The sequence below is a fragment of the Streptomyces araujoniae genome (assembly GCF_050871195.1).
Classification (GTDB): Bacteria; Actinomycetota; Actinomycetes; order Streptomycetales; family Streptomycetaceae; genus Streptomyces; species Streptomyces bacillaris.
Genome location: NZ_CP194070.1, coordinates 2889047 through 2901281, shown reverse-complemented (window position 1 = coordinate 2901281; position 12235 = coordinate 2889047). Strand labels below are relative to the sequence as shown.

The window sequence follows — 12235 nt, the reverse complement described above, 5'->3', positions numbered from 1 at the left end:
GGTTCTCGCCCCCGTCAGGACGGCTTCTCGTGCTCCCTCCCCGTACGCCCCGGGCCCTGGCCCTGTCCGCCCTCGGCGCCCTCGCCGCGCTCGCCCTGGCCGGGTGCGGGCCCGACGGGCGTGCGGGCGGGAGCGGTGGCGGGGAGTCCGTCGACGGGTTCGGGGTCAGCCCGCTGGGGAATCCCGACGGTACGGGGCCGGGGCTCGCGCCCATCGTGTCGGAGGGGGAGCGGGCCGCCGCGCGGGCGGTCATCGAGAAGGTCGCCACCAAGGGGCGCGGCCCGAAGACCGGGTACGGGCGGAGCAGGTTCGGCCCGGCGTGGAAGGACGAGGTCGACGGGGTCCCGTACGCCCAGAACGGCTGCGACACCCGCAACGACCTCCTCGCCCGCGACGGCCGGGACATCGAGCACCGCTCGGGCTCCCGCTGCGTTGTCGTCGCGATGAAGCTCAAGGACCCCTACACGGGCGAGTCCATCGACTGGCGCAAACGGCGGGCGGACCGGGTGCAGATCGACCATGTGGTGCCGCTGTCGTACAACTGGCAGCTGGGCGCCGCCCATTGGAGCGCCGCCAAACGGCAGCGGATCGCCAACGACCCGCTCAACCTCCTGCCGGTGGACGGCCCGGCCAACAACGCCAAGGGCGACTCCGGCCCGGCCTCCTGGCTGCCGCCGTACAAGCCGGTCCGCTGCTCGTACGCGGTGCGCTTCGCCCAGGTGGCGCTGAAGTACGAACTCCCCGTCACCCCGCCGGACAAGCGGGCCATGCTCGCCCAGTGCGGGGGATGAACCGGCCGTCCGGCCGCCCGGCGGGACCACGGTCCATGGTCCCGCCGGCTGACGCCTGGACCTTGCCGCCGCAGATCACGTCGTACGGGCGGGCGGAGTCGTCGACTCGGTGGCCCCGGTGCCGATGACGGTGAGCGGGACGCCGGAGCAGTGGCGATCCTGGACCGGGCTGCCGTTCTACACCGAGGGCCCGGTGGAGGTGCCGGGCGCCCTGGTGCCGGTGCACTGCTCGCCCGTACACGGGTACGCCGTCTACACGGAGCCCAATGTGTGGGTGCGGCACCGGGTGTGAGGGGCGCGCACCCTCCCGTCAGCTCATGAGGCGCGCCCGCGGCGCCGCGTGCGCAGTTCCATCAGGCCCAGGACCATGAGCACGCTCACGATGGTCGCGCCCAGTCCCGCGGCCCCGCAGACGACGGCGAACCACCATTGCGCGTCGAGCGCGGCCAGGGCGCCCACGAACAGCCCTCCCGGCCCGATGATGAACAGAGAGAGGCCAAGGCGGTGCTCCATGTAGGACACCGGAATCCGCTCGCCGTTCGGCTCGAAGGGCAGCAGGCTGCAGGCAGTACGCAGGGAGAGGCTGTCGCGTGCCCCGGTGTCGCGGCGGTCTTCTTCTGACTTTTCGGTCATGCTGTTCCTCTGGTCAGGACGGGTGCCCAGGGTGGTTGACCCTGGGCACCCGTGTGACTATCGGTAATCGGTGGTGGCGTGCGCGAACGCGAGGCCAGGTAGATCGGTCAGCCCGGTCTGCACGACCTTCTGGTGCGTCTCGGAGTAGGTTCGGCCCGTCATACCGGTGAACGCGTTGGTGCTCATCGCCCTCCCTACCACTCGTCCCGCACCGAAGCCGATGCCGCCCAGGGCAGTTCCGATCGCGGCGTTGCGCGCACCGTCCCAGTCCTTGTTTGCGGCGTACACGGCGGTGCTTGCCACCCCTGTGCCGATGGACACCAGCGCCAGCGCCGCCGCCGCTCCCTGCCCGCCGGGGATGATCGCCGCGATCGACGCGGCCGAGCCCGCCAGGGAGCTTACGCGCCCGAGCAGGTCGGCGACGCCGCCGCCCGATGACTGGCCTGTCACCAGGGCGCCGCCGATGGACAGGGCGGCTCCGACCCCGCCGATGATGCCGCCGCGGTGCTTGCTCGCGGCCTTGCCGACGCTGGAGGCGGCCTTGCCTGCGCTGGAGGCAGCCGCCTTGGCTCCGCTGGACACCTTCTGACCGGCGGTCTTGGCCGCCTTCTTGGTGGAACTCCAGGTGTTGCTCGCCCATTTCTTGGCGCTGTTGGCCTTGTTCTTCACATACTTGGAGGTCTTCGCCGCATACTTCTTGACGACTCTGACGGTCTTCTTGACCACCTTCTTGACGACTTTGGCGGCCTTCTTGACCACCTTCTTGACGGTCTTGGCCACCTTCTTGACGACCTTCTTGACCGTGGCTACGGCCTTCTTGGTCGCCTTGACCGCCTTCTTGACGACCTTCGTGGCCTTCTTGACCGCCTTCTTGGTGACCTTCTTGACCTTGGCCCCGACCTTCTTCGCCGCTTGCTTGATCTTTCCGAAGAAGAGGCCGTCCGGGTCGGAGAAGGTGACCGGGTTGTTGTTGGCGTAGGCGTACGCGTTCATGCGCTGCGAATCGCCGAAGTCAGCCAACGGGTCGACGCTCAGGAACCGGCCCAGCTTCGGATCGTAGGCGCGGGCGCCCAACTGGGTCAGCCCCGTGTCGTCCATGACGCCGTTGACGAAGCCCCGGTCCACCGGCCAGATACCGGAAGAGGTTCCGCGCTCCGCCCCGAACGGGTCGAGAGAGCGCTGGAAGACATCCTGTGTCGTGGCGTCGATCGCTGTCGTCCCCGTGCCGTGATGGTCACTGAAGAGGAACTGGATCGCGCCGTCCGTACGAGCCGCGACGGTCTCGCCGTCGAAGTCGTAGTAGCGGGTGCCCGCCTTCTTGCCGTCGGGCTTGAGCAGGAGTTCGTTGCCGCCGGGAAGATAGAGCGTCGTGCCGGTGGCGTCCTTCCTGAGGAGGCGGTTGCCCTCGGCGTCGTAGGTGTACTCGGTGCTGACCTTGCCCTGCTCCTCGACCTTGGTGAGCTGGTTCTCGGCGTCCCAGGTCAGCTTCTGGTCCCGGCCGTCGGACTTGCGGGTGACGGTGTTGCCGGCCTCGTCATAGGTGAACGAGTCCGTCGTGGCCGTCGTGCCGCCCTTGGTGGTCTCGACCGAGTCCAGCGCGGTCGGCTTCGAGCCCGCCTGCTTGTCGTAGGAGTAGCCGCGCACCGTGTCGTCGGCGGTGTTGCCGCCGATGTCGTGACGGGTCTCCTTGGTGCGGTTGCCGAGCGCGTCGTAGCTGTAGGACAGCCAGTACGGCTTCGGGCCACCGACGTTCGCCGCGGACGGGCCCGCGGCGCAGTCGTCGGTCGCGGTCCAGGCCTGCGTCATCCGCTCCAGGGAGTCGGTGACGAAGCACTGGGTGTCCGTCTGCTTCGCCTGATCCTCGCCTGTCTCAGTGGTGATGCTGGTGATGTTGCCGGCCAGGTCGTACCGGTAGCGCGTGTCGTCGACCCGGTGCGGTGCCTGCGTCCGGTCGGTGGTGACCCGGAGCAGCTCTCCGGTGTGCTCGTCGTAGGACCAGCTGCGGAAGAGGCGGCGTGCCTGGTCGTTGTACTCGGTGCGCTGGGCCCGCCCGAAGACGTCGTACGCCGTCGAGTTGACCAGGATGCGGCCGCCCGCGGTCAGGCCCTGGGCCTTGTCGTCCGCGTCGTACCGGGTAGCCACACGTTCCGCGGGCAGGTCACCGATGGCGGGCTGGTTGATCTGGGTCAGCAGCCCGGTGTCCTTGTTGTAGCCGAAGCCCCACTTGTACGTGCCCGCCAGCTCGCCCGCCGAGGCGGGGATGGTGACATCCAGACCGGTGATCTGGTACTCGTCGTTGTAGCCGGTGACCTTCTGAGTGAAGGGGCTGCCGTCCACGTACCTGCGGGACTCGCTGATCTCACCCTTGGCGACCGCGTCGTAGACCCACTCCGACAGGACCTTGGAGCCCTGCTTGACCGCGGTCGCGCGGCCCAGCGCGTCGTAGACGGTGGTCAGGGTGGTGCCGCGGGCGTCGGTGCTGGTGACCGGACGGTCCATGACGTCGTACGTCACGGTGTTGACGCCCTGGTCGGGGTCCTCGGCCCGGATCTGCCGCCCGCGCGTGTCGTAGGCGAACGTCCGCTCGTTGCCCGCCGGGTCGATGACCCGGGAGAGCTGACCGCGCTTGTCGTACTCGTACTTGATGGACTGGGACGTGGTGCGGGCGGCGTTGGTGTACTCGACGATCTCCGTGGTCCGGCCCAGCGCGTCGGCGACGGTGGTCGACGCCTTGCCTCCCTCGGGCGGGATGACCGTGGTGTGGTTGCCGTCGTGGACCGTCTTGGTGCGGTGGGTCTCCGTCCCGTACTTCATGGCGATGGACTCGGTGGTCCGCCCGGCGCCGTCGAAGACGGAGCGGAGGACGGCCGGGGACTTGGTGTCGTCACCCGTCACCAGCTTCGCCTCCGGGTCACCGGTCGCGAAGTAGTCGTCGAACGTCTTCCACTCGAGGCCACGCGAGTCGTACTGCGACTCCGTCAGCAGGCGGCCGCTGCCGCTGGCCGTCAGGCTCTGGGTCTGCCGCTCGCGCAGCAGGCCGTCATAGAGGACGTAGCTGGTCTCCGTGGAGCCGTCGCCGCGGACCTCGCGCGTGGTGATGGCGGCGGGCTCGGTGCGGGAGATCCGGTACTCATACGCGGCGCTGGGCGACGCGGGGTACTGGCCCTTGCTCCGGCCCGGTTCCCATACCTTGGCGACGCGGCCGAGCGCGTCGTAGGCGATGTCCGACCGCTTGCCGTTGGTGTCGGTCTCGGAGACCGCCACGTTGCGCCGCGGGTCGAACTCCGTCGTGAGGGTGTGGCCCAGCGGATTGGTCACCACGGTCTTGGTCGTGGGACCCGTGACCGGGGTGTAGGCGGTCTTGACCTCGCGGTTCTCGGCGTCCTTGACCGACACCGGGCGGCCGTACGCGTCATACGACGTCGTGGCCGCGGTGACGAAGCCGGTGCCCTTGCCGTCGGTCTCGTCCACGCGGGTGGGGTTGCCCTTGGTGGGGGCGGCGCCCAGCGTGCCCGAACCGTCGTAGTACGTGCGCTCCTCGGTCATCACCTCGGCGGGCGAGGCGCACGTGCCCACCGACGTCTTCTCCGAGGCCTCCAGTTCCAGGATGTTGGCGGAGGTGTTGCGGGCGTAGGTGGTGACGGTGCAGGACTCGTCGCCGGTCCTGGCGATGTCGCCGTGGTCCGTCTCGGTGGCCTCCATGCCGTACGCGTCGAAGGTGCGCTCGGTCTTGGTGCGCTGCCAGCCGCCGCCCTTGGCCTGGCTGCGTTCCGTCTCCTCCCGCACGTCCGTCATGTGCGCGGTGAGCGCGGGCAGGCCGGGCCGGGCGCGGGTGGCCGTGGGGCCCTTGCGCCAGGGGGTGCTGGTCTCCTCCTCTATCAGCGTGCCGCCGTCGTAGGTGGCCTCGGCGCGCTCGATGCCCGCGAAGGCCGGGTGGTCGGCGACCTCGTTGCCCTCGAAGTCGGCGACCTTGGCGCCCTCGATACCGCGGAAGTAGCGCGTCCTGCTGTCCAGCCTGGTGCCGTCGATGCCGTTACCGACCTGGGTGCGGACCTCGCCGTAACCGCGGAAGTCGCTGTAGGTGCGGTGTGCGGCCTTGGTGAACTGGTCCTCGCTCTTGGCCCAGGCCGCGCCGCCCACGTAGGTGTAGTCGGTCTGCTGGGTGGGCGAGCCACCGACGAGGTCGTTCTCCAGGACCCGGGTGACCACGTACTTGTGGAACCAGTCCTTGACCGGCTTGTAGTCGGCGGCCGGGGAATCGGCGGATGACCAGTAGACGGGGTAGCAGCGCTTGGTGTTGGACGCCTCGGCGGGCAGGCTGCCCGGCTGGCAGTCCGGGGCCGAGTAGGTGACACCGGTGGTGCCGCCGGTCTCGGTGTTCACCTGGCGCACCCGGTAGCGGACGATGGGCGGAATACCGTCGCCCGTGGAGTCCACGCGGTTGGCCAGCTGCTGGCCCATGAAGGTGACCTCGGGCAGCTTCTGGGGAGCGTCGCCCGTGTGGCCGGTGCGGGTGATGCCCGCGAGCCACAGGGCAGGGGTCGAACCGTCACCGGGGTCGGGGAACTGGTGGCGGAGGTCCCAGGTGTCCACCGTCTGGTAGCCGGAGCCGACCAGCGCCTTGGTGGCGATCTGGGTCAGCCGCTTGGTGGTCCAGAAGGTGGGGGCGATCTTGTTCTTGCAGTCCTCGCCGGCCTTGCAGTGCTGGTCCACCGGGACGTCGGGCCAGCGCTTGGCGTTGGCCGTGGTCATCTTGGCGGGGGCGCAGTCGAAGCCGGCGTCGGGGAGACAGCGCTCGGCAACCGTGAACTCGACCTTCGCGGCGGCGGCGTTGGAGCCGTAGATGTCGTCGGCGCGCAGGCCGTACTCGATGCGCAGCGGGTGGCCGCCACGCGTGTACTCGGTGACGGTGCCCAGGCCGGTGGCCGGGTTGGCGCCACGCGCGTAGCGGTTGGTCTCGGCCGCGTAGTAGTACGCGGTGGCGTTGGCGTTGGTGTCCTTGACGTAGTCGAGGTTCCAGCGCCAGGCCTGCTGGCAGGAGGAGTCGGCGAACGCGGACTTGTAGCAGGGCTCGCCCGGCTGGTTGCCGTAGACCGGCACGGTCCAGGTCGAGCGGGTCTCGGGCTTCCCGGCGGACCAGCCAGGCAGCCGGTTGTAGCCGAAGTGGTACTGGGTGCCGTCGGTGGTGGTGATCCGCCAGTACTCGCCATCGTTGTCACCGTTGGCGCGGGCGGTGTCCGTCAGCCGCTCGATCCTGGTGCCGTCGTCGTCCTTGAGCTTCCAGGTGCCGGATTCGTCGTCCTTGACCAGCTCGTGCGACTGACCGTTCAGCGACATCGTGGCGTTGTCGGTGAACCAGCACTGGTCACCGTTCTTCGCCTTGTTGTTGCCGCCTGTCATGTCGTCGTTGCACGACGTGTAGCGGCGCTCGATGTAGTTCTCGGTCAGCGACCAGCCGTCACCCGCCCAGTTGGACTGGTTGTTCGTGGCGGCGGTGAGGCCGTCCAGCGCCTGCGACGAGTAGCCGAGCGCCAGCTCCGGCTCCAGGCTGCCCGGCGTCTCGGGGATCTGGATGTCGTAGCCCCAGCTGAACCCGCCGCTGGAGGAACCCGCCGCCCAGTGGCCCGAAGGCGCCAGGGGCGTGGCCTTGTAGTCGCCGCCGCCGCCTGACGGGGCGGCGGTCGCGGCGAGCACGGTCATCCCGGAAGAAGCCGCGGACCTGGCCTGCGGACGGGCGCCGGTCGCGTCCTCGACGGGCTTCCCGGACTCCTCCGGCGCGGCGTCCACCGGCACATCGGCGCTCAGGGTCTTCGCGTCGGCGTCGTTGTCCGTCGCGAGCTGCTCGCTCGCCGCGCAGCCCTTCGCGTTCGGGGACTCAAGGGCGCACTCCGGCAGCTGCACCAGGCGGAGCCGGGAGGCCCAGTCCGCACCGTAGGCGCGCTCGAAGTCGGAGTAGTCGAGTGTGACGCGGACCTTGGCATCCGTATCGCCGCCAGAGCCGGCGGCCGGGCTGATCGCGACGATCGGACCGTCCACGCCCAGCTTGTCACTGGTCGCGCGGTCGAGGATCTGGACCTGGGCACGCGCCGGCGCCTTGGTCTCGCCGCCGGCGCGGTCCTTCGTGCCGTTCCCGGCGTCGTCTGACGCGGGGCCGACGGATACGGGCAGGTCGCCCGCCTGGTTCGCGTCCCCCCGCTTGCCGGGGATGTCGACCTGGGCCGCTCCCTTTCGCGGCCACTCCGCCTTGGGCGCGGACTTCAGCGCGTCCCGTGCGGCGTCGTCCCGGCCGCCGGGCCGCTTGGCCAGAACCGGGGACACCGGTACGGGCTTGGTTTCGTCGAGCCCGGGAAGCGATGGCTTGGTAGCCGCTACCGCGAAGTCGGTGCCGAGGAATCCGCTCGCCATGAATACCACGGTGGCGGCGGCTGTAACTCTTGCCCACCCCCGATTGCGTATTGGCGGTCTACTGCGCCGCCGGCCTCCGGCGCGAGTCAAAGGAAAGTTCATTCCCACCCCTGTGAAGAACAGATAAACGGAGGGAACGCTACGATCTTTCCGCTCGTCGCAAATGCGGACAAGTTGCCTATATCGCCCCGTTTAGGTGAGCATTCGGGAGATCGTTGGCAAAATGTGATTAAAATTCAGCCCGGTGTGGGTCGATTCGGGCAGGGCCATTACCCTCCTTCGGGTTCTGTCGATTAACCGCATCCCCCTTGCCGGTGGCGGGATGTCGGCGCGCCTTCTGGCACCTGTTTACCGACAGTGCGTCAAAGGCCTGGGGAGGGAAGAGTTTTGGGAATTCAATCGCTACGTCACCGCAGACGCGGAGGGTCGCGCCCCGTGGTCGCTGCCGCTGTCGCGGTCGGTCTGGCCGCCGCCGCGGTACCGGCCCTCGCGTCGCCGTCCGTCGCCGTGGACAGCGAGACGGGGATCGAGCGGCCGGAGACCGAGCGAGCCGCCCTGCGCGCGGCCGAGACCGGTAAGCGCGTCGAGGTGACCTCGGGCCGAACGGAGTTCTCCAGCACGTTCGCCAACCCCTCGGGGACCTTCACCGAGGAGATCCACGCCGTCCCGATCCGCGTGCGGCAGAACGGGGCACTGGTCGCCGCCGACCCGACGCTGGTCCGGGGCAAGGACGGGACGGTCCACCCGAAGGCCACAGCCGTCGGCATCGGGTTCTCCGGCGGCGGGGACGCGAACATGGCCACCATCACCCGCGACGGTCGGAGCATGTCGCTGGGCTGGCGAGGCGAGCTCCCCGAGCCCGAACTCGACGGCGACACCGCCACGTACGCCGAGGTGCTGCCCGGTGTCGACCTCAAGCTGCGGGCGAGCGTCACCGGATTCCAGCAGCTCCTCGTGGTGAAGAGCCGCAAGGCCGCCGCCCACCCTCAGCTCAAGCGGCTCAGTTACCCGCTGGACGCCGAAGGGGTCGAGGCGAAGACCGACCGGGCGGGAAACCTCACCGCGGTCAACCCGGCGGGCCAGGAGGTCTTCACCTCGCCGACGCCGGTCATGTGGGACAGCTCCGGTGTCGCCGCGGAACCGGCCCCCATGGGGCTGCGCTCAGCGAGTGCGGCGCTCGCGGCACCCGCCGCGTCCGCCGAACCGGCCGTCGAGGAAGACGGCTTCGTCTCGGCCGTGGGGGCCAAGGAAGCCGCGATGCCCGCGGTCGTCGAGGGCGGCGAACTGAAGCTGACCCCTGACGAGGAGCTGCTCACCGCCGCGGACACGGTGTACCCGGTCCACATCGACCCGTATGTCTCCGGGGCGCGCAACAACTGGGCCGCGGTCGCCAAGAAGTACCCGACGACGGCGTACTGGAACAAGACCGACAACGTCTCCCGTGTCGGCTACGAGTCGGACACCGGCGGCACCTGGCGCTCGTTCTACACCATGGACACCCGTAACCTGCACGGCAAGACGATCGTGAAGTCCACCTTCCGGATCAAGAACACCCACTCCTGGTCCTGCACCAAGAAGCCGGTCGACCTCTACCTGACGGGGAAGATCAGCTCCACCACCACGTGGAACAACCAGCCGAGTTGGAGCACCAAGCAGCAGACGGTGACCGACTCGAAGGGCTGGTCGTCCGGCTGCCCGGCCGGAAACCTGGAGTTCTCCACGCTCGACGCGGCCAAGAAGGCCGCGGCAGGCAAATTGAACACCATCACCCTGGGCCTCCGGGCGAGCGAGACCGACACGTTCGGCTGGAAGAAGTTCGACGCCAAGACCGCGGTGATCTCCACGGAGTACAACTCGCCGCCCGCCGCGCCGTCCGACCTGGACACCGTCCCCAGTACGAAGAACAGCACGGCGTGCAACGTCGCCCCGTACGGCGCCATCGGGGACACCGACGTGTATCTGACGGCCAAGGGCAGTGACCCCGACGGCGGCACCGTCAACGTCAAGTTCCACCTCTGGGCGACCGGTCACCACCCCAATGACGACCCCGACGGCGTCATGATCGTCGACAAGACCGTGGCCATCACCTCCGGAGCCGTGGCCAAGCTGAAGGTCGACAAGACGACGCTGAAGCCGCACATCGCCACGGCCAAGGGCAACTTCTCGTGGAAGGCTCAGGCCAACGACGGCAGCCTGTTCTCCGGCTGGGTACCCGCCGCGGGAACTCCGGGCTGCCGCTTCGTCTTCGTCCCCGAGCGCCCGAGCACTCCACCAGGTGTCAGCTCCATCCAGTTCCCCGACGGTGACGCGGGCTGGCCCGCGAACACCAGCCCGGTGCGCACCAAGGGCCGGTTCACCCTCACCGCCGGCGGCGCCAAGGACATCGAGTCGTACGAGTACTGGTCCACCGTGGACCCGACCGTCCGCACTCTCACCCCCGCGGCGACCAACGGCAGCGTGACCGCCGAGCTCACTCCGGTCAAGGCGGGCGCACACTACCTGTACGCGCGCAGCCTCGACAGAGCGAAGAACAAGTCCGACGTCCAGGCGTACCTGTTCTACGTCAACGGCGCGGCCGTCCCCGACAAGGCGGGCGACCTGAACGGTGACGGCCACCCCGACCTGTGGGGTGTGGACAGCGCCGGAACCCTGCAGCGCTTCTTCGGTGACGGCACCGGAAGGGCCGTCCGCGCGAGCGAGCCCGCCTCCGCGCCGGGCCGCTACCAGGGCAGCAAGACCACCCGGCGCGGCGACTGGACCGACGACGGCTTCGAGGACCTGCTGGTCAAGACCCAGGACACCACCGAGCGGCGGGACCGCCTGTGGGTCCACGCCAACGACGGCGCCGGTGGGATCGACACGGCCGACACGCGTGAGCTGAACGTCTGGGAGCCGGAGAACGACCACTGGCAGGGCGCGGACCAGATCCTGGCCATCGGCGATGTCGACGGCCCGCTGGACCTCGACGGAGACGGCACGATCGGTCCTGACGACCGGCCGGCCTACCCCGACCTGCTCGTCAAGAAGGGCGACCACCTCTGGCTGTACTTCGGCTCGCCCTCCGGCTACCTCGACGAGTACCTGGAGCAGCCGCCGGTGCTCATCGGCGACGGCGGCTGGTCGGGCTACGAGATCATGGCTCCCGGCGACACCACCGGAAACGGCCATGTGGACCTGCTCGCCCGCAAGACGGCGACCGGCGAGCTCTACCTCTACACCGGCACCGGACCGCAGGGCGAAGGCCTGGCCTCGGGCGACCGTACCCAGATCGGCACCGGCTGGACCACGACCGCCCGTCCGCTGGTCACCTCGGTACCGGATGTGCTGGGTGACGGCAAGCGTTCGGTCTGGGCTGCCAACTCCGCCGGAAGCCTGCTCTTCTACCCGAACATCCAGGGCGGCGGCAACGCTGTCGGTTCCGGCCTGACGGGATTCCGTGCCCTGAACTGACCAGCACCGCCTGAGCGGTGAGCCCGCGGCACCCCGCGATCCGTACGCCCCGGAGCACCCCGCTCCGGGGCGTACGGGGTACCGGGAGGCGTTGCGTGCCCGGGACTTGTCCGAATCGTTGGTCGAATCAGTGGCACCGATCACATCCACTGCCTAACATCGATCACCGCAAGGCTTGTGCACCGATGCACAAACTCTCCCCGGGAGGCTCCTTTGCACCGCCGTCGTCGCACCGCGCTCGCCGTCTCCGCCGCCGTACTGCTCGCGGCCCCACTCCTGGCCGCCTGCGGCAACGAGGCCCACCCCGGGGCCGCGGCCGTCGTGGGCGGCGAGCGGATCGAGGTCTCGGCGGTCCAGGCCCAGGCGGCCGACGTCCGCGCCGCCCAGGAGAGTTCGCCCGAGGCGGCCCAGCTGGTCAACAAGTCCGGCCAGCTCAACCGGGCCAAGCTGCACGGGCTGATCTTCGGCCGCATCCTGGACAAGGCCGCCGAGGACGCCGGGGTCACCGTCACCCGCAAGGAGATCCAGGAGGCCCGGACGGCCAGCCGCGCCCAGGCGGGCGGCGAGGAGCAGCTGCGGGCGATGATGCTCCAGCAGCGGTGGGTCGCCCCGGAGCAGATCGACAACGACATGCGCCAGGAGGTGCTGCTGCCGAAGCTCGCCAAGGCGCTCGGCGCGGACCTCGGCACCCCCGCCGGACAGCAGGTCGTCGGCGAGGCGCTGACCAAGGCGTCGAAGGCGCTGGACATCGACGTCAACCCGCGCTTCGGCGCCTGGGACGACCAGAAGATGCAGCTCGGCAACTACCAGGCCCCGTGGATCACCCAGGTCACCGAGTTCGCCCCGCAGGACCCGCAGGCGGGCGCCTGAGCGGGGACCCCGGCCGGGGCGGCGGGCCGAGGGGTAGGTTCGACGGGGTGAACGCTGAAGCCCCCGGCACTCCCGACACCTCCGGT

5 protein-coding genes and 1 pseudogene are annotated in these 12235 nt (G+C 69.5%); 4 read left to right on the top strand and 2 right to left on the bottom strand.

Going from position 1 to position 12235, the window contains the following annotated elements:
* The first annotated feature begins 29 nt into the window (after positions 1–29).
* Both ACQ9ZG_RS12255 and ACQ9ZG_RS12250 read left to right on the top strand, forming a co-directional pair.
* Complete coding sequence (locus tag ACQ9ZG_RS12255) at positions 30–791, top strand: HNH endonuclease family protein (RefSeq protein ID WP_109914954.1); 762 nt, start codon at positions 30–32, stop codon at positions 789–791.
* An 82-nt stretch (positions 792–873) separates the two neighbouring features.
* Positions 874–1083, top strand: a pseudogene (locus ACQ9ZG_RS12250) (N-acetyltransferase); the annotation flags it as partial.
* 23 nt (positions 1084–1106) lie between these two features.
* On the opposite strand, the gene ACQ9ZG_RS12245 reads toward ACQ9ZG_RS12250, so the two are convergent.
* The gene (locus tag ACQ9ZG_RS12245) at positions 1107–1424 is read right to left on the bottom strand and encodes an MYXO-CTERM sorting domain-containing protein (protein WP_109914955.1); all 318 of its coding nucleotides are present in this window, start codon (positions 1422–1424) and stop codon (positions 1107–1109) included.
* A gap of 57 nt (positions 1425–1481) precedes the next feature.
* Complete coding sequence (locus ACQ9ZG_RS12240) at positions 1482–7829, bottom strand: RHS repeat domain-containing protein (protein WP_109914956.1); 6348 nt, start codon at positions 7827–7829, stop codon at positions 1482–1484.
* Positions 7830–8264: 435 nt separating this feature from the next.
* On the opposite strand from ACQ9ZG_RS12240, the gene ACQ9ZG_RS12235 reads away from it, so the two are divergent.
* Both ACQ9ZG_RS12235 and ACQ9ZG_RS12230 read left to right on the top strand, forming a co-directional pair.
* The gene (locus ACQ9ZG_RS12235) at positions 8265–11279 is read left to right on the top strand and encodes an FG-GAP-like repeat-containing protein (RefSeq protein ID WP_109914957.1); all 3015 of its coding nucleotides are present in this window, start codon (positions 8265–8267) and stop codon (positions 11277–11279) included.
* A gap of 213 nt (positions 11280–11492) precedes the next feature.
* Positions 11493–12149 carry a SurA N-terminal domain-containing protein gene (locus tag ACQ9ZG_RS12230; RefSeq protein ID WP_109914958.1) on the top strand — a complete coding sequence of 219 codons (657 nt, stop codon included), beginning with the start codon at positions 11493–11495 and terminating at the stop codon, positions 12147–12149.
* The last annotated feature ends 86 nt before the right edge of the window (positions 12150–12235 follow it).

Coding starts and splice junctions, on each gene's coding strand:
- ACQ9ZG_RS12240 (WP_109914956.1), bottom strand. CDS start 7,829: ATGGCGAGCGGATTCCTCGGCACCGACTTCGCGGTAGCGGCTACCAAG.
- ACQ9ZG_RS12245 (WP_109914955.1), bottom strand. CDS start 1,424: ATGACCGAAAAGTCAGAAGAAGACCGCCGCGACACCGGGGCACGCGAC.